Source organism: Shewanella sp. Arc9-LZ, assembly GCF_010092445.1.
In the GTDB taxonomy this organism is placed as follows: Bacteria; Pseudomonadota; Gammaproteobacteria; order Enterobacterales; family Shewanellaceae; genus Shewanella.
Genome location: NZ_CP048031.1, coordinates 1,186,232 through 1,210,813 on the forward strand (window position 1 = coordinate 1,186,232; position 24,582 = coordinate 1,210,813).

At 42.0% G+C, this 24,582-nt stretch carries 21 protein-coding genes; 19 read left to right on the forward strand and 2 right to left on the reverse strand.

Annotated elements, in window-relative coordinates; all coding sequences use genetic code 11:
- Positions 1-221 precede the first annotated feature (221 nt).
- The 11 genes from GUY17_RS05140 to dinB all read left to right on the forward strand — a co-directional run bounded on the left by GUY17_RS05140 (position 222) and on the right by dinB (position 9,906).
- Positions 222-1,556 (forward strand): Na(+)-translocating NADH-quinone reductase subunit A, encoded by a 1,335-nt coding sequence (locus GUY17_RS05140; RefSeq protein WP_101086299.1) that lies wholly within the window; start codon positions 222-224, stop codon positions 1,554-1,556.
- Positions 1,556-2,758, forward strand: coding sequence for an NADH:ubiquinone reductase (Na(+)-transporting) subunit B (locus tag GUY17_RS05145; protein ID WP_162022514.1), 1,203 nt, complete (start codon positions 1,556-1,558; stop codon positions 2,756-2,758). Before GUY17_RS05140 ends, GUY17_RS05145 begins: the two co-directional genes overlap by 1 nt.
- Entirely contained in the window at positions 2,751-3,536 is a 786-nt protein-coding gene (locus tag GUY17_RS05150) for a Na(+)-translocating NADH-quinone reductase subunit C (RefSeq protein WP_101085798.1), read from the forward strand. The genes GUY17_RS05145 and GUY17_RS05150 overlap by 8 nt, the downstream gene beginning before the upstream one ends.
- Complete coding sequence (locus GUY17_RS05155) at positions 3,536-4,168, forward strand: NADH:ubiquinone reductase (Na(+)-transporting) subunit D (RefSeq protein WP_101085797.1); 633 nt, start codon at positions 3,536-3,538, stop codon at positions 4,166-4,168. Before GUY17_RS05150 ends, GUY17_RS05155 begins: the two co-directional genes overlap by 1 nt.
- A 5-nt stretch (positions 4,169-4,173) precedes the next feature.
- Positions 4,174-4,782, forward strand: coding sequence for an NADH:ubiquinone reductase (Na(+)-transporting) subunit E (gene nqrE / locus GUY17_RS05160; protein ID WP_101085796.1), 609 nt, complete (start codon positions 4,174-4,176; stop codon positions 4,780-4,782).
- Between the two features lie 46 nt (positions 4,783-4,828).
- Positions 4,829-6,076 (forward strand): NADH:ubiquinone reductase (Na(+)-transporting) subunit F, encoded by a 1,248-nt coding sequence (nqrF, locus tag GUY17_RS05165; RefSeq protein ID WP_101085795.1) that lies wholly within the window; start codon positions 4,829-4,831, stop codon positions 6,074-6,076.
- Positions 6,077-6,198: 122 nt separating this feature from the next.
- Complete coding sequence (locus GUY17_RS05170; protein ID WP_101085793.1) at positions 6,199-7,212, forward strand: FAD:protein FMN transferase; 1,014 nt, start codon at positions 6,199-6,201, stop codon at positions 7,210-7,212.
- 70 nt (positions 7,213-7,282) lie between these two features.
- On the forward strand, positions 7,283-7,507 hold the full coding sequence (gene nqrM, locus GUY17_RS05175; RefSeq protein WP_011636430.1) for a (Na+)-NQR maturation NqrM: 225 nt from the start codon (positions 7,283-7,285) through the stop codon (positions 7,505-7,507).
- Positions 7,508-7,740: 233 nt separating this feature from the next.
- Positions 7,741-8,211 (forward strand): bacterioferritin, encoded by a 471-nt coding sequence (gene bfr / locus GUY17_RS05180; protein ID WP_101085791.1) that lies wholly within the window; start codon positions 7,741-7,743, stop codon positions 8,209-8,211.
- A gap of 12 nt (positions 8,212-8,223) precedes the next feature.
- Positions 8,224-8,691, forward strand: a complete 468-nt coding sequence (gene bfr / locus GUY17_RS05185; protein WP_059746496.1) for a bacterioferritin — start codon at positions 8,224-8,226, stop codon at positions 8,689-8,691.
- Between the two features lie 135 nt (positions 8,692-8,826).
- Positions 8,827-9,906 carry a DNA polymerase IV gene (gene dinB, locus GUY17_RS05190; RefSeq protein WP_162022515.1) on the forward strand — a complete coding sequence of 360 codons (1,080 nt, stop codon included), beginning with the start codon at positions 8,827-8,829 and terminating at the stop codon, positions 9,904-9,906.
- A gap of 109 nt (positions 9,907-10,015) precedes the next feature.
- On the opposite strand, the gene GUY17_RS05195 is transcribed toward dinB, so the two are convergent.
- The gene (locus tag GUY17_RS05195) at positions 10,016-11,479 is read right to left on the reverse strand and encodes an aminoacyl-histidine dipeptidase (RefSeq protein ID WP_101085788.1); all 1,464 of its coding nucleotides are present in this window, start codon (positions 11,477-11,479) and stop codon (positions 10,016-10,018) included.
- A 182-nt stretch (positions 11,480-11,661) separates the two neighbouring features.
- Here GUY17_RS05195 and GUY17_RS05200 point away from each other — a divergent pair, with 182 nt between their 5' ends.
- The 4 genes from GUY17_RS05200 (at position 11,662) to GUY17_RS05215 (ending at position 18,081) form a co-directional block, all read left to right on the forward strand.
- Positions 11,662-13,203 (forward strand): leucyl aminopeptidase family protein, encoded by a 1,542-nt coding sequence (locus GUY17_RS05200; RefSeq protein ID WP_162022516.1) that lies wholly within the window; start codon positions 11,662-11,664, stop codon positions 13,201-13,203.
- A gap of 912 nt (positions 13,204-14,115) precedes the next feature.
- The gene (locus GUY17_RS05205) at positions 14,116-15,405 is read left to right on the forward strand and encodes an NCS2 family permease (protein ID WP_101085784.1); all 1,290 of its coding nucleotides are present in this window, start codon (positions 14,116-14,118) and stop codon (positions 15,403-15,405) included.
- Between the two features lie 281 nt (positions 15,406-15,686).
- Complete coding sequence (gene proB / locus GUY17_RS05210) at positions 15,687-16,796, forward strand: glutamate 5-kinase (protein WP_162022517.1); 1,110 nt, start codon at positions 15,687-15,689, stop codon at positions 16,794-16,796.
- 10 nt (positions 16,797-16,806) lie between these two features.
- Positions 16,807-18,081, forward strand: a complete 1,275-nt coding sequence (locus GUY17_RS05215) for a glutamate-5-semialdehyde dehydrogenase (RefSeq protein ID WP_162022518.1) — start codon at positions 16,807-16,809, stop codon at positions 18,079-18,081.
- Between the two features lie 82 nt (positions 18,082-18,163).
- Here the strand turns inward: GUY17_RS05215 and GUY17_RS05220 are convergent, their stop codons facing one another.
- Positions 18,164-18,499, reverse strand: coding sequence for a hypothetical protein (locus GUY17_RS05220; RefSeq protein WP_101085776.1), 336 nt, complete (start codon positions 18,497-18,499; stop codon positions 18,164-18,166).
- A 630-nt stretch (positions 18,500-19,129) separates the two neighbouring features.
- On the opposite strand from GUY17_RS05220, the gene dnaK reads away from it, so the two are divergent.
- The 4 genes from dnaK to GUY17_RS05240 all read left to right on the forward strand — a co-directional run bounded on the left by dnaK (position 19,130) and on the right by GUY17_RS05240 (position 24,553).
- Entirely contained in the window at positions 19,130-21,046 is a 1,917-nt protein-coding gene (gene dnaK, locus GUY17_RS05225) for a molecular chaperone DnaK (protein WP_101085774.1), read from the forward strand.
- Between the two features lie 111 nt (positions 21,047-21,157).
- Positions 21,158-22,288: a molecular chaperone DnaJ gene (gene dnaJ / locus GUY17_RS05230; RefSeq protein WP_011636444.1), complete on the forward strand. Its 1,131-nt coding sequence runs from the start codon at positions 21,158-21,160 to the stop codon at positions 22,286-22,288.
- Positions 22,289-22,391: 103 nt separating this feature from the next.
- Positions 22,392-23,624: a DEAD/DEAH box helicase gene (locus GUY17_RS05235; RefSeq protein WP_162022519.1), complete on the forward strand. Its 1,233-nt coding sequence runs from the start codon at positions 22,392-22,394 to the stop codon at positions 23,622-23,624.
- Positions 23,625-23,746: 122 nt separating this feature from the next.
- Positions 23,747-24,553 carry a M48 family metallopeptidase gene (locus GUY17_RS05240; protein WP_162022520.1) on the forward strand — a complete coding sequence of 269 codons (807 nt, stop codon included), beginning with the start codon at positions 23,747-23,749 and terminating at the stop codon, positions 24,551-24,553.
- Positions 24,554-24,582 lie beyond the last annotated feature (29 nt).

The following is a 24,582-nucleotide window of genomic DNA, read 5'->3' on the forward strand; positions in this document are numbered from 1 at the left end:
GATCTAAAAGCCACCGATTGTGTTAGGTATTGGTTTGAAAACACCTATAATTTTCGTGGCGATAGTCTCATATTTGCGGTAAAATGCGCGCGACCAGCGTGATTATGATCGCATTTTCGAGTTAAATCTGCGCTAGCTCAAATGGCAAGTGTTTGTTAACACTTTGTTTTTGTAGCGGAACGTGGCGCATTGTCTTTCCTTCAAACGTAGTGCTTGTGGATATGATTACAATTAAGAAAGGATTGGAACTGCCTATAGCAGGCGGACCAGAGCAAGTTATCCATAATGGCCCAGCCATTAGACACGTAGCGACTTTGGGTGAAGAGTATATTGGCTTACGTCCAACGATGAAAATCAAAGTGGGCGACAAAGTACAAAAAGGCCAAGTTCTTTTTGAAGATAAAAAGAATTTAGGCGTTAAATATACGGCTTTAGCCAGTGGTACTATTTTAGAAATCAACCGAGGTGCAAGACGTGTACTTCAGTCAGTTGTTATTGCTGTGGAAGGTGACGATAGCGTTGCTTTTGCTCAATACGATGCTGATAAGTTAGACACGTTAGACGCACAAGTTGTTCGTGATAATCTGATTGATTCAGGTTTATGGACTGCTTTGCGTACACGCCCTTTCAGTAAAGTGCCAGCTGTAGATGCTACTGCTGCGGGTATTTTTGTGACTGCAATTGATACTCAACCTCTTGCTGCCGATCCTGTGGTAGTCATAGCTCAACATAAAGAAGATTTTGCAAATGGCCTAAAGGTCCTAGCACGATTAACTGAAGGTAAAGTTTACCTATGTAAAGCTCAAGGTGCCGATATCCCTGCAGCTAATGCCCAAGTTCAAGAGTTTGCGGGTAAACACCCAGCAGGTCTTGCAGGTACGCATATTCACAACGTTCTACCAGCTTCTGCAACACGTACTGTTTGGCATATTGGCTATCAGGATGTGATTGCTTTTGGTCAACTGTTCACTCAAGGTGTGTTAAACACTGAACGTGTGGTTGCTATTGGTGGTCCTAAAGCGAAAAACCCTCGTCTAGTTCGTACCGTTTTAGGTGCTAGCATGACTGAACTGACTGCTGATGAAACAGTTGGTGATGGTGTTCGTGTGATTTCAGGTTCAGTGTTAAGCGGCCGTACTGCGGTAGGACCTCAAGCTTATTTGGGGCGTTATCATCAGCAGGTGAGTGTACTGGAAGAAGGTGATGAAAAAGAATTATTTGGTTGGGCTATGCCTGGTGCTGACAAATTCTCTATTACACGTGCATTCCTAGGCCATTTAAGCCCATCGCGCCTATTTAATATGACCACTAGTACTGGCGGTTCAGACCGTGCAATGGTACCTATTGGTAACTATGAACGCGTGATGCCTCTAGACATTCTACCTACTATGCTACTTCGTGATTTACTCTCTGGCGACTTTGATGGCGCAGTCCGTTTAGGCGCATTAGAGTTAGATGAAGAAGATTTGGCATTGTGTACGTTCGTATGTCCAGGTAAGTATGACTATGGTTCATATTTACGTGATTGTTTAGATACGATCGAGAGGGAAGGCTAATGAGTTTGAAAGATTTTATCGAACGTATTGAGCCGCAATTTGAAAAAGGCGGCAAGTACGAAAAGTGGTATGCCCTTTACGAAGCGGCAGCCACAGTATTTTATACTCCAGGTAAAGTGAACAAAGGGGCAACCCACGTTCGCGATAATGTCGACCTAAAACGTATTATGATTACGGTTTGGGCATGTACATTCCCAGCAATGTTTTTTGGTATGTACAACGTAGGTTTACAGGCTCAAATAGCGATGGTGGCCGGTGGTTTCGGTACACCAGATGTTTGGCAAGTAGGCTTATTTGAATTATTTGGTGCTCAACTCTCTGCAGACTCTGGCATTACGTCTCTGATGTTCTATGGTGCGTGTTTCTTCTTACCTATCTATGCAGTGACTTTCATTGTTGGTGGTTTTTGGGAAGTACTCTTTGCGTCAGTGCGTGGCCATGAAATTAACGAAGGTTTCTTCGTTACTTCAGTGCTATTTGCATTAACTCTACCGCCAACAATTCCTTTATGGATGGTCGCTTTAGGTATTACCTTTGGTGTGGTTGTAGCAAAAGAAATCTTCGGTGGCACAGGGCGTAACTTCTTAAACCCTGCATTAGCTGGTCGAGCTTTCTTGTACTTTGCTTACCCATTAAGCATGTCTGGCGATACCACGTGGGTTGTTGCTGACGGTTATTCTGGGGCAACGGCCTTAAGCCAAGCAGCGCAAGGTACATTTGACTACGCCTCAACGGCTAACTGGATTGACTCATTTATGGGCTTCATTCCAGGTTCTGTTGGTGAAGTGTCTACCTTTGCTATCTTGCTAGGTGGTCTAGTTATCATTTACGCCCGTATTGCCTCTTGGCGAATCGTTAGTGGTGTTTTCTTAGGTATGGTCGCTATTGCGACGTTGCTTAATATGATAGGTAGCGACACCAACCCGATGTTTGCAATGCCTTGGTATTGGCACTTAGTGTTAGGTGGATTTGCATTCGGTATGATGTTTATGGCGACAGACCCGGTTTCTGCGTCGTTTACCAATACTGCAAAGTGGGCATACGGTTTCCTCATTGGTGCAATGGTGGTGTTTATCCGTGTGGTTAACCCTGCATTCCCAGAAGGTATTATGTTAGCTATTTTGTTTGCTAACCTATTTGCTCCATTATTTGACCACTTTGTCGTACAGTCAAATATCAAGCGGAGGATTGCTCGTGGCTAGTAATAAAGATTCGTTCGGTAGAACGCTATTTGTTGTTGTCGGCTTATGTCTTGTTTGTTCAGTACTGGTTTCGACTGCTGCCGTGGTGTTAAAGCCTATTCAGCAAGAAAATAAGTTACTCGATAAGCAAAAGTATATTCTTGAAGCGGCGAGCCTGATAAACACCAAAGAAGGCAAAGTCACAAAGAAAGAAATTCTAAGCAAGTATGAGCAATATGTTGATGCTCGCTTAGTTGACCTTAAAACCGGTGAGTTTGTTGAGGGTAATGCTAACCTCTACGATCAACGCAAAGCGTCTCGTGATACTGACACTTCGTCAGTGCCAGAAAACGATATTGCTTCGATCAAACGTGTTGCAGATACCGCCGTTGTATACCTTGTTCATAATGATGAAGGTAAACTGACTAGCGTCATTCTTCCTATTCACGGCTATGGTTTGTGGTCAACGATGTATGCACTTTTGGCACTTGAGGCTGACTTAAACACAGTTCAAGGACTTGTTTACTATGACCAAGGTGAAACACCTGGTTTGGGTGGCGAAGTTGAAAATCCAAAATGGAAAGCATTGTGGAAAGGTAAAAAGTTATTTGATGAGCAAGGTAACTTGGCCATTAGTGTAACTAAAAACCCTACAGTGGCTAGTTCTGTTCATGGTGTCGATGCTCTTTCAGGTGCAACACTTACCAGTAACGGTGTGCAACACTCATTGACGTTTTGGTTAGGTAAAGAAGGCTTCGCAAACTTTATCGCTAAAGCACGCAACGGAGGGTTAAGCTAATGGCTGACGTTAAAGAACTTAAACAGGTTCTGACCGGACCGATTATCAATAATAACCCAATTGCATTGCAAATTTTGGGTGTGTGTAGTGCTCTTGCTGTTACTAGTAAATTAGAAACAGCATTAGTAATGACGATTGCATTAACTGCGGTAACAGCGTTTTCTAACCTGTTTATCTCACTTATTCGTAACCACATTCCAAGCAGTGTGCGTATTATTGTACAGATGACTATTATCGCTTCATTAGTGATTGTAGTTGACCAAGTATTACAAGCTTATGCTTATGCCATTTCTAAACAGTTATCGGTATTCGTAGGCTTGATTATTACTAACTGTATTGTAATGGGTCGTGCTGAAGCTTACGCAATGAAAACCCCTCCAATGATGAGCTTTATGGATGGTATCGGTAACGGTTTAGGTTACGGTGCAATTCTATTGTCTGTTGGCGTTGTGCGTGAACTATTTGGTAATGGTTCATTATTTGGCGTAGAAATCCTCAGCAAAATCTCTGACGGCGGTTGGTATCAGCCTAACGGTTTATTACTACTGCCACCGAGTGCATTCTTCTTGATCGGTGGTCTGATCTGGTTGATCCGTACGTATAAGCCAGAGCAAGTTGAAGCAAAAGGGTAAACGCAATGGAACATTATATTAGTTTATTAATTCGCTCCGTTTTCATTGAAAACATGGCGCTAGCGTTCTTCTTGGGTATGTGTACTTTCTTAGCTGTATCAAAGAAAATCACTACTGCAATGGGCCTAGGTGTTGCAGTTATCGTGGTACTGGCTATTTCGGTTCCTGCTAACCAAATTATTTATCAAGGTTTATTAGCTCCAGGCGCATTAGCTTGGGCTGGTTTTCCTGATGCTGATTTGAGCTTCTTGAAGTTCATCACCTTTATCGGTGTGATTGCAGCACTTGTACAAATTTTGGAAATGGCTTTAGACAAGTACTTTCCACCTTTGTACAACGCGTTGGGTATTTTCTTACCTTTGATTACTGTGAACTGTGCGATTTTTGGTGCAGTATCTTTCATGGTTGAGCGTGATTATAACCTTGGCGAGAGCGTAGTATTTGGTATTGGCTCTGGTATTGGTTGGGCGTTAGCAATTGTATTGTTAGCCGGTATCCGCGAAAAGATGAAGTATTCTGACGTGCCAAATGGCTTACGTGGCTTAGGTATTACCTTTGTTTCTGCAGGTCTTATGGCTCTAGGTTTCATGTCATTCTCAGGTGTTTCTCTTTAAGAGACCTTGAGAAGACGCATTAATTTGAACCTTTAAGGATAAGTGAATGGGTATTCTTGAATCTACTCCGCTAGATGTCTATCTAGGTGTGAGTATGTTTACTGTGATTGTCTTGGTTTTGGTGTTAGTGATTTTATTTGCTAAATCAAAACTAGTGGCAAGCGGTGATATCATGATTGGTATTAACGGCGACGCAGATAAAGCAATTAAAACAGGTGCTGGTGGCAAACTACTTAGTGTTTTAGCTGACAACGGTATCTTTGTATCGAGTGCGTGTGGCGGTGGTGGCTCATGTGGCCAGTGTCGTGTACACATTAAGTCTGGTGGTGGTGATATTCTACCTACTGAGCTTGATCACATTAGTAAAGGCGAAGCACGTCAGGGTTGTCGTTTATCTTGTCAGGTAAATGTAAAAACTGACATGGAAATCGAACTTGATGAAGAAATTTTCGGCATCAAGAAATGGGAATGTGCGGTTCTATCTAACGATAACAAAGCGACGTTCATTAAAGAACTTAAGCTGCAAATTCCTGACGGCGAATCTGTGCCTTTCCGTGCTGGTGGTTATATTCAGATTGAAGCTCCTGCTCATCATGTTAAATATGCTGAGTTTGAAGTGCCTGATAAATACCGTGGCGACTGGGAACACTTTGGTTTCTTCAAGTTAGAGTCAAAAGTAGACGAAGAAACCATTCGTGCCTACTCAATGGCTAACTACCCAGAAGAGTTCGGCATTATTATGTTGAATGTGCGTATTGCTACGCCACCGCCACGTAATTTAACCTTGCCTTGCGGTAAAATGTCTTCGTACATTTGGAGCTTAAAAGCCGGTGATAAAGTGACGATTTCTGGTCCATTTGGTGAGTTTTTTGCTAAAGACACTGAAGCAGAAATGGTATTCATTGGTGGTGGTGCTGGTATGGCTCCAATGCGCTCACACATTTTTGACCAATTAAAACGTCTTAAATCTAAGCGTAAAATGAGCTTCTGGTACGGTGCGCGTTCGCAACGTGAAATGTTCTATGTTGAAGATTTTGACGGCTTAGCGGCTGAAAATGAAAACTTCAAATGGCACGTGGCGTTATCAGATCCGCAAGCTGAAGATAACTGGACTGGTTATACCGGTTTCATTCATAACGTATTGTATGAAAACTACTTACGTGACCATGATGCGCCAGAAGATTGTGAGTTCTACATGTGTGGACCTCCAATGATGAACGCAGCAGTTATTGGTATGCTAAAAGATTTAGGTGTCGAAGACGAAAACATCTTACTAGATGATTTCGGTGGTTAATGAGTTAATCCATAACATCGACATGTAAGTCATGAGATTGCAGCAGTGCAGACAGGGTGGTTAAACACTGGTCTTGCACGCTGCAATTTTTTTTGTTTATTTATTACAAGTGTAAATTTGACATGACTGTAAATTCAATCAAGTTATTGCTATTGCCGGCGTTATTGCTATTGGTGAGTGCTTGCAGTTCACCAGAGCCCATTATTTCATTATCTGGTAGTACGATGGGGACCACTTATCATATTAAAGTAGTCAACAATGACCGCTTGCCAGAACCGCAGTTACTGCAAGCTGAAATTGATATGGCATTGGAAGTGGTAAACGATCAAATGTCGACTTATCGTTCGGACTCAGAACTGTCTAAGTTCAATCAATTACAAGTTCAACAAAGCGTTAAAGTATCCGCTGATACCATTAAGGTTATCGAAGAAGGTATGCGTCTTTATCAAGAGACTGATGGGGCGTTAGATATCACCTTAGGACCAGTAGTTAATTTGTGGGGCTTTGGTCCCGATAAACGACCTACAACCATCCCGACGCAAGCTCAAATCGATAACGCTAAAGCTAAAATGGGCATCAAGGAACTGTCGATAAAAGGCTTAACATTAACTAAGCATAATGCAGACCTGTATGTTGATTTATCTTCAATAGCAAAAGGTTTTGGTGTCGATAAAATTGCCGCGCTATTAGACAAATATCATGTGTCTGGTTATTTAGTCGAAATAGGTGGTGAGCTTAATGTTAAAGGTACTAAAGCCGATAAAACTCCATGGCGAGTGGCTGTTGAGCAACCTACGAGTGAAGGACAAGCCGTTCAGCAAGTGATTGAACCCGGCACCATGTCATTAGCAACATCGGGTGATTACCGTAACTTTTATCAAGAGAATGGCGAACGTTTTTCACATTTAATCGATCCTCGTAACGGTTATCCTATTAAGCATCAACTTGCCTCTGCAACCGTGTTACACTCTAGTTGTATGACCGCAGATGGATATGCCACCGCTATGATGGTGTTAGGTACTGAGGCTTCATTGGCACTTGCTAAAGAGAAAAATTTAGCAATAATGTTGATTGAGAAGCAAGAACAGGGTTATCAGGTCTATTACAGCGATGCGTTTAAATCGTATGTTAAGTAGGTTCTTTATTTTAAACTGATTGATTAAAAAAGTATTATACCCTTATCTGAATGAGTAATTGGAGTTTGTAATGAGTACATTTATAGCAGCATTTGTAGTGTTATTATTGTTCTTTTTGTTAATGTCTATCGGCTATATCGTAAAGAAGAAAGCGGTAGAAGGTAGTTGTGGTGGTTTAGGTGTTTTAGGAATTGAAAAAGCGTGTGACTGTGATGATCCATGTGACAAACGTAAACGCCGTATGGAAAAAGAGCAAGCTCGCAATGAGTTGCTAAATCAAAATCGAATTATTTAACACCGTTAATTGCCTAAAGCTTAAGTTAATAAACTGATGCTTTGTAAAGAGCCTTCATTTTGAAGGCTTTTTTTATGTTTATGTATTGCTAACGAGTTACAAAGCTTAGTTATAATGATAATGGTTATCAATTGTAAGTGTGTGAAAATAAAGGAAAATTTGCAATTGCCCCTATAGTGTTTTATCCTGTTTGTAATTGATCGAGATCACATTATTTATCGAGGGACATTACTATGAAAGGTCATCCTAAAGTCATCAGCCAACTCAATCGTGTACTTACCTGTGAGCTGACCGCCATTAACCAATACTTTTTACATGCTCGCATGTTTAAGCATTGGGGATTGGAAAAGCTTAATGAGAAAGAGTATAAAAAATCGATTGAAGACATGAAGCATGCTGACAAGCTGATTGAACGTGTATTGTTTCTTGAAGGTTTACCTAACCTACAACAGTTAGATAAATTGCGCATTGGTGAACATGCTGAAGAAATGCTTAGCTGTGATCTAACTGCAATTACGGAACAAATTGCCATTTTGCGTGAAGCCATTAAGGTATGCGAAACTCAGCAAGATTATGTTAGCCGCGATTTATTTGAAGATTTACTCGAAGACGAAGAAGAACATCTAGATTGGATTGAGTCGCAGCAAGAGCTAATCAATCAAACCGGTATTCAAAATTATCTTCAATCACAAATTAACGACTAATAGGAAATTATCATGAAAGGCCATCCAGAAGTCATCGACGCTTTAAATAGTTTATTAACCGGCGAATTGTCTGCCATGGATCAATATTTTGTCCATGCTCACATGTATGAAGACTGGGGGTTCAATGAACTGTATACCCGTATTCTGCATGAGTCAGACGACGAGAAGTTGCATGCAGCTAAATTAGTTCAACGCATTTTGTTTTTAGAAGGCACTCCAGATGTTGGCAGCCGTGAAGCGCTGAATATTGGTAAAGATGTGCAAGAAATGCTGAGAAATGATCTTGCATACGAATATCATGTAGCTGATCATTTGCGTAAAGTTATCGCGCTATGTGAAGAAAAAGCTGATTACCAAAGCCGTGAAATTTTAGAAGTGTTATTAGATGACACTGAATCTGACCACATGTACTGGTTAGAAAAGCAACTCGGTCTAATCGAACGTATTGGTTTACAAAACTATTTACAGACCAAAATGTAATGTCTTAATTGCTATGTTACATGTTAATAAAGCCCAACTGCGTTTGGGCTTTTTTGTATCCTTAAGAGAATGATTGAATACTGTTTATATGTACAGTATCATAGTTTTAATTGAGATAATGATGATGGTTATAGAATGCGTAAAATCATTCACATCGATATGGATTGTTATTTTGCTGCGGTAGAAATGCGTGATTTTCCTGAGTTAAGAGGAAAGCCCATTGCTGTTGGCGGTAGAAGTGATCGCCGTGGTGTGATAAGTACTTGCAGTTATGAAGCCCGCAAATTTGGGGTGCGAAGTGCTATGTCCAGTTATCATGCGTTGCAGTTATGTCCGCAGTTGATTTTAGTGCCTGGACGCATGGAGGTGTATAAATCTGTGTCACTCCAAATACGTGAGATTTTTCATCGATACACTGATCTTGTCGAACCATTGTCTTTAGACGAAGCTTATCTTGATGTCACAGATTGCGATGCTCATCAAGGCAGTGCGACATTAATTGCCAAAGCGATACGTGATGACATTTATGAGGTCACTGGATTAACGGCTTCAGCAGGTATTGCACCCATTAAGTTTTTAGCCAAAATTGCATCCGATTTAAATAAGCCTAATGGACAATATGTTATCACCCCAAATCAAATTGCTGATTTTGTAAAAGACCTACCTCTGAGTAAAATTCCTGGCGTCGGTAAAGTCACTTCAAAAAAGTTAGCCGATATTGGCTTAACCACTTGTTATGACGTGCAACAATACCCTAAAGTGCAATTAATTGAGGCCTTTGGTAAGTTTGGCCATGTGTTGTCTGAGCGTGCACAAGGTATCGATTCAAGGCAAATTAGCCCGCACCGAGTGCGTAAGTCAGTAGGGGTTGAAACCACGTTAGCTAAAGACATTTTTACGTTAGAGCAATGTCATCAAGTATTACCACAGCTTATTCAAGAGCTGAGTGCTCGGGTTCATCGGAGTGCGAAAGATAGACAGATCCATAAGCAGGTTGTGAAACTGAAATTTAATGATTTTAAGCAGACCACCATCGAGCATCGCAGTGATGAGATTTCAATTAACCTGTTTCATGAATTATTGCTGCAAGCATTACAACGAAGCCAAGGGCGAGGGATTCGGTTACTCGGTGTGAGCGTTGGCCTAGCGGATGTGACGTTGGTTTCTTCCGAGAATAGTGCCGCTCAAATTACTCAACTCGATTTACAATTTTAGGCGCCCATTTTATAACGGAAATCATAGAGAGCAAAAAGGCGACATTGCTGTCGCCTTTGATTTATAGCTTATCCGCCAATTATAATCTTGGCCATAATCACTTGATTGATTACGCCTCTTTAGCAGGAATACGCTCTAATACAGCAAGCAGTAATTCCCAATATTGACCAACAGTGGTGATGTTAACCATTTCATCTGGGCTGTGCGGATAGCGAATCGTCGGCCCAATCGATACCATGTCCATATGTGGATAAGGTTCTTTAAATAAACCACATTCAAGACCCGCATGAATAACCATCACAGTAGGATCTTTTTTATAAATATCGTTATAGGTGTCACGCACAATTGCCATAACAGATGAGCTAGTGTCTGGTTTCCAACCTGGATAAGCACCGCTTAAATCAATGCTAGCACCCGATAGATTTGATAGTGCGGTTAGCATACCGGTGACTTCTTCACGCCCCGAATCGATTAATGAACGAATAAGGCATAATATTTCTACGCTTTCATCTTCAGTACTGATCACGCCTATATTTAGTGATGTTTCAGTCACACCCTCCACTTCATCACTCATGCGCATTACGCCGTTAGGGCAAGCATGTAATAAGTCGATTAAGGTATTTTGCGCTTCTTCGCCCATGACTTTTGTTGGTGCATCAATAGCGGCCAATGTGAGTAACATCGATGGGTCAGCTACGGCTAACTCTTCACGCACTAACGCTTGGAATGACTCAATAGCTTGTTTTAATGCTTCAACATTTTCAGCTGGCAACATCAATTGAACGTTAGCTTCACGTGGAATCGCATTACGCAGCGAACCACCACTAAAGCTGACCAGCTCTAGGGCTAATTCGTCACTGTATTTAAACAAAAATCGCGCTAATAACTTGTTAGCGTTACCACGACCAAGATGAATATTGACACCAGAATGGCCGCCTTTTAAACCCGACATAGTCAGTGAAAAGCTGGCGTTGCTTTGTTCTGGTGCTTGCCAAGACATTGGTATACTTATCTGTGCATCAACACCGCCGGCGCAACCCATGTAGATTTCACCTTCTTGCTCTGAATCAGTATTAATTAAAATTTCAGCATCAAGGTAACCGGCTTCTAAACCAAAGGCGCCAGTCATGCCGGCTTCTTCATCAATGGTGAGCAGCACTTCGAGTGGCCCGTGCTTAATGTCTTTACTGCCTAAAACGGCCAGCGCCGAAGACATACCAATACCGTTATCTGAACCTAAGGTTGTGCCTTTGGCTTTAACCCAATCACCGTCTACATAGGCTTCTATCGGATCGGTTTCAAAGTTATGTACTTTGTCGGCATTTTTTTGCGGCACCATATCAATGTGCGCTTGTAACACCACTATTTTGCAGTTTTCCATTCCTGCAGTAGCAGGCTTACGGATGATTAAATTACCCACTTTGTCTTCAACAACCGCAAGGCCTTGAGCTTTTGCCCATTGTTGAATATGTTGTGATAACGCATGTTCATGTTTTGATGGATGTGGAATAGCACAAATTTGTTCAAACCATTGCCATAGAGGCTGAGGATATAATTGAGTTAATGCAGTCACGAAACGCCCTCTAAGATGAAATCAAGTCGATATACGACACAAAATATTACTGCCATTATTTTAACATATTCTGCGCAGTTACTTGATATTGCGATAGCGATTTGCCAAGGTTTAGTCCACAAATCTGTAAATAATTATGAACCCACTAATTTATCTATATTCCTAAAGAGTAAGGATCTTGTATGACCCAAGTGAATAAAGCGGTTACCGCGTACCAAGTGCCAATTATTGATGTCTCAAGTGATGAGGCTATTTTTGAAGGCGAAGGTTGGGACGCTGTTGTTGTGATAGCGACGAGTTTAGCTGAGATCAAACAAGATGAAGTGAGTTTGCTTGCTGCACACGCTAGTCAAATAGATTTCCGTGTCGGTAAAAGTGCCACGCTCCTTTTTGCGCCAGGGTTAGCCGGTGGTCGTTTGATTATCTCCCCAGTGACAGATAGCGACAATCAGTATAGCGATGTCAGGATTTTTGCCAAAGCCGCTCGAGAAGGTATTGCCATTGCTAAAGCCGCAGGTGCCACTAAACCTTTACTTGTTGTTCCAAGGGTAACTGACAATCGCTTTGCCAATGCAGAACAAGTTGCCGCACTGGCGTGTGGACAAGAGCTTTGGCAACCGTTAGAGGCGCGAGAAGCAAAGTCTTTGCAACCGAGTTTAGAGGCTATTGGATTATTGAATACCGCCGCGCACAATAGGTTAATTAATGCGGCAGAATCTGGACGAGTATTGGCGCGCGATCTTTGTGGTACAGAACCTGAGCGTATGTCGGCTATTGGGTTTGCACAATATTGTGTTGATGCTTTTGCTGATAGCGGTTTGGCTGTATCTGTGGTTGATCAAGTCGAGCAGTTAAAAGCGCAATACCCATTACTCAGTGCGGTGGGCAGAAGCTCTTTTGATGTTGCACGTCATCATCCTCGAGTGGTAAAGCTTGAATATGTTGGTGAAGGCCCTATTACAAAAACCTTATTCTTTGCTGGCAAAGGTGTTGTTTACGACACAGGCGGCGCTGATATTAAAGTTGCAGGTTCTATGGCTGGTATGAGCCGTGATAAAGGTGGCGCGGCAGCAGTTGCCGGTTTAATGAAAGCACTATCAATACTGAAACCTAAAGGTATTAAAGTCATTGCTGAACTCGGATTAGTAAGAAACAGTATTGGCAGTGATGCATTTGTCACCGATGAGATCATTACTAGCCACGCAGGTGTGCGAGTCCGTATTGGTAATACTGATGCAGAAGGTCGCTTAGTATTGGCTGACTTATTATCGCATTTGCGAATACAGGCTCAAACCGCAGTGAATCCACAATTATTTTCGGTGGCGACGTTAACCGGTCATGTTGTGCGAGCCTACGGTGGTTACCCTGCATTAGTTGAAAATAGCGCGGCTAAAAAACAAGGGGTTGCAGCAACACTCGCTGAAGTGGGTCAGTTATGGGGTGAACCATTTGAGGTTTCACGATTACGTCCAGAAGACTTTGATAAAGTTGCCGATAAAAATGGCGCTGCAGATGTGGTGTCATCGAATAATGGTCCGTCTTCAATTACGGCTCGTGGGCATCAATATCCTGCCGCTTTCTTGATAAAAGCCTCTGGATTAGCTCAAACAGAGCTGGCATTTACCCATATTGATATTGCAGGTAGTGCGGTGGAGGGCGATCCTCTGTATGGAAAGCCAACTGCAAGCCCTTTGGTTGCTTTATTACAGTTTTCAAGGTTGTAGTCATATCATATCTAATTATTTGTTTTATAATGATTTTATTTGTAGTTTACATGTTGATAACAATAGTTATACATAGTTTTAATACGAAGTAATTGTAATTAAATCACTTTTAATGATGTTTTTGTGAATTAAAGCAAATAATACTTGTAATTAAATTACAGTTTTGTATAATTCACTTCGTCGACAAGCAATGTGTTTGTCGACTCTAGTTAATCCAGGATGGATATAACCTCCAAGGATCTGAGTGACAAGTTGTCTCAATGGATTTGAGAAATGTACGTTCCAGGGAACCGAGCCAAGCTTTACTAGGTTTATACAACTTTACTTTAATCAGGAGCATGACTATGTCTTATACAGGTAACAGCAAATTTTATTGGCAGAACACTTGGTTTGCCGACGTAACAGTTTTACGTGGCGGTATATTCGCCATGAAACGTTAAGAATTGACCCTCTTTACGTAGTTTTAATATCCATCAACCTTTTGTTCGTCTCGTTTGACGGTTTTAGACAGGGTGGTAAATTAATTAATTTATCGCCACATCACGTTAAGTGGTGCTAGCTTTCCTTTCCCCATATGGGATGCTTGTAACATGTCTGCCTACTCTATTGAGTAGGCTTTTTTTTGTCTTAAATTCAGCTAGCTTTTAGTTAGATTCAAGCTAATTGGTTAGTAGCTAATTGGTTAGTCGCTAATTGATTAGTGCGCTATATAAAAAACTGAAATCTTTCAACAAAAAGGCTATTGATAGCTATCAAGGTCGTAAGTATTTATAATTCCCCGCAATAAAGTAAGCCCTCTGTAATGATGTCGACTCAGCGAGTATGGTCAGTAGCACAAGGCTTACCGCATCCTCATCTGTAGCAATTTAACCATTAATCCAATGTTAACCTTTGCCCAAGGAACCCCGTTCCATGTTAGAAAAACTATTTAAACTTAAACAGAACAACACCAGTCTTAAGCAAGAGGCTGTGGCCGGTCTGACTACTTTTTTAACGATGGCCTACATCATTTTTGTTAACCCTATGATGCTTGCTGATGCAGGGATGGATCATGGTGCAGTATTTGTTGCCACATGTTTAGCTGCTGCCATCGGTTGCTTAGTTATGGGGTTATTAGCTAATTACCCGATTGCATTGGCTCCGGGTATGGGACTGAATGCTTTTTTTACTTACACCGTTGTTGGTGAAATGGGTTACAGCTGGGAAACAGCACTTGGCGCGGTCTTTATGTCAGGAGTGTGCTTCTTAATTTTATCCTTAGTTAGGATCCGCGAGTGGATAGTCAACAGTATTCCAATGTCGTTACGTTTTGGTATCGCAGCTGGTATTGGATTATTTTTAGCCTTAATTGGCTTAAAAAATGCCGGTATTGTAGTGGCTAGCCCTGCAACATTAGTGACTATGGGCGATATCACCTCATTTCCTGCATTGATGGCTGCGTTAGGTTTCTTCTTAATTATTGCTATGGTTCAACGTGGCTTAAAGGGTGCTGTTATTTTCAGTATCCTAATTGTGACCGTTCTGGGAATGATATTTGGCGATGTGCAATACCAAGGCTTAATTTCAATGCCACCGTCTATTGCACCGACATTTATGAAGATGGACTTGTCTAGTGTATTAGAAGTGAGCATGTTATCGGTGGTTTTTGCCTTCTTGTTTGTCGATTTATTTGATACATCAGGTACCTTAGTCGCTGTTGCTCAACGTGGCGGACTGCTTGATGAAAAAGGCCGTTTACCTCGAGTAAAACGTGCCTTAACCGCAGACAGCGTCGCCACGATCACTGGTGCTGCATTGGGTACATCAACTACCACTAGCTATATTGAAAGTATCGCAGGGGTGAGTGCAGGTGGTCGCACAGGTTTAACTGCCGTTGTAGTTGGATTACTGTTTTTAGCGGCGTTATTTGTGTCGCCATTAGCGGGTATGGTGCCAGCGTATGCCACAACTGGAACCTTGTTTTATGTTGCTATTTTAATGATGTCTGGCCTAGTCAATGTTGATTGGGAAGACTTAACTGAAGCCGCTCCTGTTGTCGTGACTTGCTTATTAATGCCGTTAACCTTTTCTATTGCCAATGCTATTGGGCTTGGGTTTATTTCTTATGCTGCGATCAAATTGATGACAGGGCGTTTTAAAGATTTAAATCCAGGTATTTTAGTGGTGGCCGCATTGTTTATTGCCAAGTTTATTTACGGTTAATTAGCTGTCCATGAGTACAGTGAGTTAATAAATTGGCTAAAGCCAATATAAAAAAGGGCTATTAGCCCTTTTTTTGTTTTTCTAATAAGGCGCCAATAACTACCCTATTGCAGCTCAATGCAACTGAGCTAGCAGAATTAAGGACTGTTTGATAACTATTTATTAACCTGAAAATGGTTAATCTAGACAAATATTCCAGTATTAGCGGCTTTCACTATGAATTATCGAGTGAATTGGGTATAAAAATGAACTGAATATTTTTTGTAAGCTGAGTAATACAAATGGGTTATCGCCGCGTAGTAGTTAAGTTAGGCACCAGCGTGCTGACATCGGGCAGTAAAAAGCTTGATAAAGCACATATGGTTGAATTAGCCAGGCAAATGGCCTCGCTTATGCGTTCAGGCGTTGAAGTCGTATTGTGTACATCAGGCGCTATAGCTGCTGGGCGAGAGCATTTACAATATCCAGTGTTGCCAGACACTATGGCCAATAAACAGTTACTTGCAGCTGTGGGTCAAAGTCAGTTAATTTTGGCTTGGTCACAATTGTTCAGTATTTACGGGTTGCATGTTGGCCAGTTATTGTTAACTCGTGCTGATTTACAAGATCGTGAACGTTACCTTAATGCGCGCGACACCTTAAATGCATTATTAGCTCATAATATTATCCCGATAATTAATGAAAATGATGCAGTTGCAACCAATGAGATTAAAGTGGGTGATAATGATAATTTATCAGCCCGTGCAGCCTTACTTTGCGATGCTGATTTACTTATCTTACTGACCGACCAAAAAGGCTTATTTGATGCCGACCCACGCACCCATCCCGACGCACAGTTAATTAAACAAGTTGTCAATATTGACGACAGTTTACGTTTATTGGCTGGCGGTTCAGTGTCAGGACTTGGAACGGGCGGAATGGCGACTAAACTTGAAGCGGCGGATGTGGCTCGACGAGCGGGCATAGAAGTTGTCATCGCTTCCGGTCATCACCCTGATGTTATTGCCAAAGTGGCGGCGAGGGAGTCTGTCGGCACTCATTTTAGTGCAATCGAAAATCCATTAGAAAGTCGCAAACAATGGATCTTGGCTGGTCCTGCTTCACAAGGTAAATTAGTTGTAGATGCTGGAGCATCGGTTGCCGTTGTTGCTAATGGTCGTAGTTTATTATCTAAAGGCATTGTCGATGTTGAAGGCAATTTTGAGCGCGGGGCGACCTTACTGATTGTGAATCAAACCGGTAAGATTTTGGCTAAAGGCATTAGCCGATATTGCGCCAATGATTTAACCAAAATTAGCGGTAAACATTCTGATGATATAGAAAGTCTACTGGGCTATAACTACGGCGATGCCGTGGTTCATCGCAATGATATGGTCGTACTTGATAATTAAGGATAAACATATGTCAGCCACAGAAACAGAATATTTAACTCAATTAGGGCAACGTGCTAAGGCTGCAAGTTTTATTTTAGCGAGTTTAACAGCGAAACAAAAAAACGTATTGTTAGCTACGATTGCAGACCACTTAGCGCAGCGGAAAAATGATATTTTACAAGCGAATGCACAAGATATCATTGCAGCGAAGCAAAGTGGTTTAACCGAAGCCATGATAGATAGGTTGATGCTGGACGAAGGGCGGCTAGGCGGAATTATAGCTGACATTGATAATGTCATCGCACTAGCCGACCCTGTCGGCAAAGAAGCTGACAGTCGGGTATTGGATAACGGCTTACGCTTAACTCGTCGCAGTGTCCCATTAGGTGTGGTGGGGGTTATTTATGAGGCTCGGCCAAATGTCACCGTTGATATTGCCGTGTTGGCGTTAAAGACCGGTAATGCAGTGATTTTGCGTGGAGGTAAAGAAACCCTAACCTCAAATAAAGTGCTAAGTGAAGTTATCCGTGATGCACTGGTGAGTTTAGATTTACCTAAAGATGCCGTGCAGCTGATTGATTCACCAGAGAGGAGTCTTGTCAGTGGCTTACTAAGACTCGACAAATATGTTGATATGATTATCCCTCGTGGTGGACAAAACCTGCAGCGATTGTGTGCTGAGCAATCGAGTATTCCTGTCATTTTAGGCGGCATTGGCATCTGTCATTTATTTGTCGATAAACAAGCCGATTTAGTGCGTGCAATCGATGTGATTGCCAACGCTAAAGTTCAACGCCCGACTGTGTGTAATGCCTTAGATACATTATTAATACATCAACAGGTTGCTGCCGAATTTATTCCTAATATTGCCTCACATTTACACTCACTTGGGGTTCATTTCCATGCTTGTGCAATGACTTTACCTTATCTTGATGGGTTAGGTTTTGATGTTACACCTGCACATGATGAATCGTTTTCAACAGAGTGGTTATCGCTCACGTTAGGGATCAAAGTGGTTAACGATATTGACGAAGCCGTGGAGCATATCCGTCATTATTCTACAGGACATTCTGAAGCCATTTTAACGGATAACATTCACACAGCGAGTGACTTTATGAATCAAGTTGATTCCGCCGCAGTGTATGTGAATGCCAGTACTCGTTTCACCGATGGTTCACAATTTGGTCTTGGCGCTGAAGTTGCCGTGAGCACCCAGAAATTACATGCCCGTGGTCCAATGGCGTTAGATGCACTGACCACATACAAGTGGCTAGCTTGGGGTGATTACACCTGTAGGCAATAATGCATTTTGTTGTACTTATAATAATAAAGGGCGCAAATAAGCGCCCTTTATTGTTTGTGCTGAGAGACGCTATAACAGAGCGCTATAAATTATAAATAAGATGACTGGGCGTTACTGGCTCAACCAAACGTTCATAGGTGGTTAATAACCAAATTGCAAAAAAGGCACAAGTCATTAATATCGCCACAATTCTAAATGCTTGCGCGTATTCCATCACATAAGTGAAATATCGACGCTGTACTGCATTGGTCATAAAAGTGGCGATAAGTGAAAATACACACAAATACATAGCTGGATATTGTGTGGTACTTACGCCATAAAACTTTTCATAAACTAGAATTACCATAACAATTGCTAAGGTAACAATGCGTATCTTACGTTCGGTATTATCACTGAAATTCCATCTTGGCAGTCCCATTGCCTTACTTCCTCTACAATCATTTGAATTTTTAGTACTTTTTTAAACATCTATATATACTTTTATAACGCTAGTTGTATTTTTTATCAAATGATTAGCGTTATTTAATGCTTTTGTTTGCAGTGTGACAGCAAAATACGACTAACACCGCTGAAATGCCAAGCAGGTTAATATGATATAAACCAATGTCGATTGAAAATGAACGATGTGCTTAATAAGTTCAATACTGGTATGAGTAACGATTATATCGCTATTACAATCTAACTCATCATTAGAGTGGGTGACTTTCGGTAAAGTATTAACGTGTCTACGCTTTGTTACTGCACTATTCCGGCTGGTTTTACTGTTTTTTTCACTATTTCGCTTATTTCGGCAGTGGTTGTGATTTATTGTTCATCCATCTTACCTTATTGGTATGGCCCGCATAAAAAAACCCATAAAACAGGATAAATATTTACTTATCCCCTTGTAATTCACTTTGTTGTCCCAATATAGGTATCAAGGCTGATATGAGTGGTTAATTTTGAATCTCAAGTTAAGCAACAAAATGCTTGAAATACTTGTTATTCATCCCCATATCAACATCAAATAACATATTTGTGACGACTAACGTCAATTTCGGAGGACCCCATGGGCAAAATTATTGGTATCGATTTAGGCACAACAAACTCGTGTGTAGCAGTCCTTGATGGCGGCAAAGCACGCGTAATTGAAAACGCAGAGGGTGATCGCACAACCCCATCAATTATCGCTTATACCGATGATGAAATTATTGTAGGCCAGCCAGCAAAGCGTCAGGCTGTAACCAACCCAACAAACACATTCTTTGCCATCAAGCGTTTAATCGGTCGTCGTTTTAAAGATGACGAAGTTCAACGTGATGTGAACATCATGCCATTCAAAATTATCGCAGCTGATAATGGTGATGCATGGGTTGAGTCACGTGGTAACAAAATGGCACCACCACAAGTTTCAGCTGAAATCTTGAAAAAGATGAAAAAGACTGCTGAAGACTTTTTAGGTGAAGAAGTGACTGAAGCGGTTATTACCGTTCCTGCTTACTTTAACGATTCACAACGTCAAGCCACTAAAGATGCTGGTCGTATCGCAGGTCTTGATGTTAAGCGTATTATCAACGAACCTACTGCTGCTGCACTTGCATACGGTATCGACAAGAAACAAGGCGACAACATTGTTGCTGTATACGATTTAGGTGGTGGTACATTCGATATCTCTATCATCGAAATTGACAGCAACGATGGCGACCAAACATTTGAAGTACTAGCAACCAATGGTGATACTCACTTAGGTGGTGAAGACTTTGATAACCGTATGATTAACTATTTAGCTGATGAATTCAAAAAAGACCAAGGCTTAGATCTTCGTAGAGATCCTTTAGCAATGCAACGTTTGAAAGAAGCCGCTGAAAAAGCAAAAATCGAGCTTTCAAGCACTAACCACACTGAAGTTAACTTGCCTTACATCACTGCTGATGCATCAGGTCCTAAGCATTTAGTGGTTAAAATTACTCGTGCTAAGTTAGAGTCATTAGTTGAAGATTTAATTCAACGTACTCTAGAGCCGCTTAAAGTTGCACTAGCTGATGCTGATTTATCAATATCAGATATCAATGAAGTGATTCTTGTGGGTGGCCAGACTCGTATGCCTAAAGTACAAGAAGCAGTCACTAACTTCTTTGGCAAAGAGCCTCGTAAAGATGTTAACCCTGATGAAGCGGTTGCTGTTGGCGCGGCGATTCAGGCTGGCGTACTTTCTGGTGAAGTGAAAGACGTACTTCTACTTGACGTTACCCCACTATCTCTTGGTATTGAAACCATGGGCAGTGTGATGACAAAGCTTATCGAGAAGAACACCACTATCCCGACTAAAGCTCAGCAAGTATTCTCAACAGCTGACGACAACCAAAGTGCCGTGACTATTCACGTACTTCAGGGTGAACGTAAGCAAGCGAGTGCTAACAAGTCATTAGGTCAATTTAACCTTGAAGGTATTGAGCCAGCACCACGTGGCCAACCACAGGTTGAAGTGATGTTCGACATTGATGCTGATGGTATCTTACATGTGTCTGCAACAGACAAGAAAACAGGTAAGAAACAAAACATTACTATCAAAGCCTCTTCAGGTTTATCTGATGAAGAAGTTGAACAAATGGTACGTGATGCTGAAGCTCATGCTGATGAAGATGCTAAATTTGAAGAGTTAGTTAAAGCGCGTAATCAAGCAGATGGTTTAGCTCATTCAACTAAAAAACAAGTTGAAGAAGCTGGCGATGCACTAGCTAGTGACGAAAAAGAAAAGATTGAAGCAGCAATCGCAACTTTAGAAACTGCCATAAAAGGCAAAGATAAAGAAGCCATTGATACAGCAACTCAAGCGCTAATCGAAGCGTCTGCTAAGTTAATGGAAATTGCTCAAGCTAAAGCTCAAGGTGAAGCAGAAGGTCAAGCGCACGATGCTGGCCAAGAAAAGCCTGCTGATGATGTTGTTGATGCTGAGTTCGAAGAAGTTAAAGACGACAAAAAGTAATTAGCAATTTCAGCTAGTTACCGTTAAAGCGGGCGTTGGGGTTATCCTCAAACGCCCGTTTGTATAATTTAAGTTTAACAATTTACTCACACCTTCGAGAAACAGAACACTATGTCAAAGCGTGATTATTACGAAGTTCTCGGTGTTGGACGTGACACCAGTGAACGCGAAATTAAAAAAGCGTACAAACGCTTAGCGATGAAGTTTCACCCAGACCGTAATCCGGGTGACAAAGCCGCAGAAGCTAGCTTTAAAGAAATTAAAGAAGCGTACGAAATTTTAACCGACAGCGACAAAAAAGCGGCTTACGATCAATTTGGTCATGCTGGCGTCGACCCTAATCGTGGTGGGCACGGTGGTGGCCAAGGTGATTTTGGCGATATCTTTGGTGATGTATTCGGTGATATTTTTGGTGGTGGTCGCCGTGGTGGTGGTCAACGTCAAGCTGCGCGCGGTAGTGACTTACGATACAACCTTGAATTGTCTTTAGAAGAAGCCGTACGCGGCTTAACCAAAGAACTGCGAATTCCTACTTTAGCTGCCTGTGATTTATGTGACGGGAGTGGCGCTAAAAAAGGCACATCTGCAACCACATGTGGTACGTGTCATGGCCAAGGCCAAGTGCAAATGCGCCAAGGTTTCTTTGCTGTTCAGCAAGCGTGTCCTACTTGTCATGGTCGCGGTAAAATCATTAAAGATCCTTGCGGCAAGTGCCATGGTGAAGGTCGAGTTGAGAAAAGCAAAACCTTATCAGTTAAAATTCCTGCCGGTGTCGATACAGGCGATCGTATTCGTCTTACTGGCGAAGGTGAAGCGGGCGAGTTTGGTGCTCCACCAGGTGATTTATACGTTCAAGTTAGTGTGCGAGAACACGCTATCTTTACCCGTGACGCCAATAACCTTTACTGTGAAGTACCTATTTCATTCAGTAAAGCAGCATTAGGCGGCGAGATTGAAGTACCGACATTAGACGGTAAAGTTAGCCTTAAAATCCCAACAGAAACCCAAACAGGGCGCATGTTCCGCCTACGCGGCAAAGGGGTTAAGTCGGTCCGTAGCCATGCAGTAGGTGACTTACTGTGTAAAGTGGTAATGGAAACACCGGTTAACTTGAATGAAAAACAAAAAGAGTTATTGCGTGAGTTTGAAGCAACGTTAACTGGCGAATCAAAAAAGCACAGCCCTAAAGCTGAAGGCTTCTTTGATGGCGTTAAAAAGTTCTTTCAGGATTTAAACAGTTAATCGCGATGATCTAGCGACCTCGTTAAAGGCTGTTTACTTTGGGTAAGCAGCCTTTTTTATTGGCGAATATCGTCAATTTATCCTATTAACATTAGGCGTTAACATGTCATTTTCAGCGTTATCACTCGATTCAAGTTTATTAGCCGCATTACCGCCGACAGTGAATCAGCCGAGTCGTATTCAGCAACTGGCTATTCCAACTATATTGGCGGGGCAAGATGTGTTGGCATTAGCCCAAACCGGCAGCGGTAAAACCTATGCTTATGGTTTGCCTGTATTGCAACGCATTAGTCTGCTTCCAACGGCTCATTTGTCTGCCGTGATCATCGTACCGACCAGAGAGTTAGCATCACAAGTATCGCAAAACTTAGTGCCGCTGGCACAATCGCTTAATTTGCGCGTAGAGGTACTGTGTGGCGGTGAAGCAATAGAGCTTCAAATTGAGCGCTTAGCTCAACCGGTTAACATCGTCGTTGCTACACCGGGCCGCTTACTCGCATTAGCACAACAAGGTGTTATTGATTTTGAACATCTGCAGAGTTTGGTCCTTGATGAAGCAGACCGATTACTGGACATGGGATTTATCGCCGATATTAATGCGTTGATTACATTAATGCCAGGTGGCCAACGGTTATTATTTTCGGCGACGTTACCCGAATCTTTGGTCGCATTAGCTCAAAAAGTACAGTCTGCATCTTGCGTACGAATTGAAGCGCATGCTTTAAATAGTACCGTGGCTGATATTGATCAAACTCTCTATCACGTCAATAAAGGCAGCAAAGCCAAAGCGCTGATTCATTTAATTGCTTTACATCAATGGTCGCAAGTATTGGTGTTTGTGAATGCTAAAGATGATGCTGATGCATTGTGTAAAAAGTTAATTAAAGCGGGTATTAACGCTGCGGCGCTTCATGGCGATAAAGAACAAGCGCTGCGAAGTAAGACCTTAGAGCAATTCAAAACGGCACAACTTACTGTATTAGTCGCAACCGATGTATTAGCGCGCGGTATTCATGTCGACGCATTGCCAGTAGTCATTAATGTTGATTTGCCTGCCCAAGCAGCAGTATATGTTCATCGTATTGGACGTACTGCACGGGCGGGATTAAGCGGCGTGGCATTATCATTAGTCGGTCATTCTGAATTACTCAGTTTAGAGGCTATTCGAGAATTAACCGGACAGACATTACCATTAGATGAATTAGCTGGTTTTGCGGTAACAGACAAACCGATTAGCGAAAACAGTAAGCGAGCGCCGCGTGATAAGCAAGCCAATCGTCGTACCGCCAATAAACGCAGTATTAGTGATTTCGCTAAACGTAAATCAACACGTTAATTAACACATGAATGCTGGCTGATGTTTAATATCGCAAATGGTGCATTGGTCCAGTTTATTGGTATAAAATAAATGAATGATCGATTAGCTTTTTGGCTAAATGAATTTTAAGGGATGACAACATGAAACCTCTCGCGCTAACCCTACTCGTTTCTGCTTTATTAGTTGGCTGTGTTAATAGTCAATCGCCAACAGGGCGAGGGCAAACCTTGTTGTTTTCTGATACCCAGATGCAGCAAATGGGTGCTCAGTCGTTTGAGACCATGAAGCAAAGTGAAAAAATAAGTCAAAACCAAGCGCAAACTCAATATGTGAACTGTGTTGCCAAACGTATCACTGCGGTGTTACCCGACCAATCGCAGCAATGGGATGTCGTGTTGTTTGAATCAGATCAAGTCAATGCGTTTGCGCTACCTGGTGGCCATATTGGTGTTTATACCGGTTTACTAAATGTGGCGACGAATCAAGATCAGTTGGCTACAGTTATGGGACATGAAGTGGCGCACGTTTTAGCACAACATGGAAACGAGCAAGTATCTCGAGCGCAGATAACGGGTCTTGGCATGCAAGCTGCGGATGCCGCATTAGGAGCATCGGGTATTGCCAATAAAGATTTGTACATGGCCGGACTGGGGCTAGGGGCGAATGTGGGCATTATTTTACCTTTTGGCCGCAGTCAGGAATCTGAAGCTGATATTGTTGGTCTTGAGCTAATGGCCAAAGCAGGTTTTAATCCAGCTCAAAGTGTTAATTTGTGGCAAAACATGGCTAAAGCGGGCGGAGCCCAAGGCCCTGAACTGCTATCGACTCACCCGTCACACAGTCACCGAATTGAAGACTTGCAAGCGGCACAGAATCAAGTGATGCCGCTTTATACACAGGCAAGAAAACAGTCTTTGGCTGAGTGTAAAATTGCTCAAGTTAAATAGCGTTTTTTGCCAACATTTACGGGGTTTAT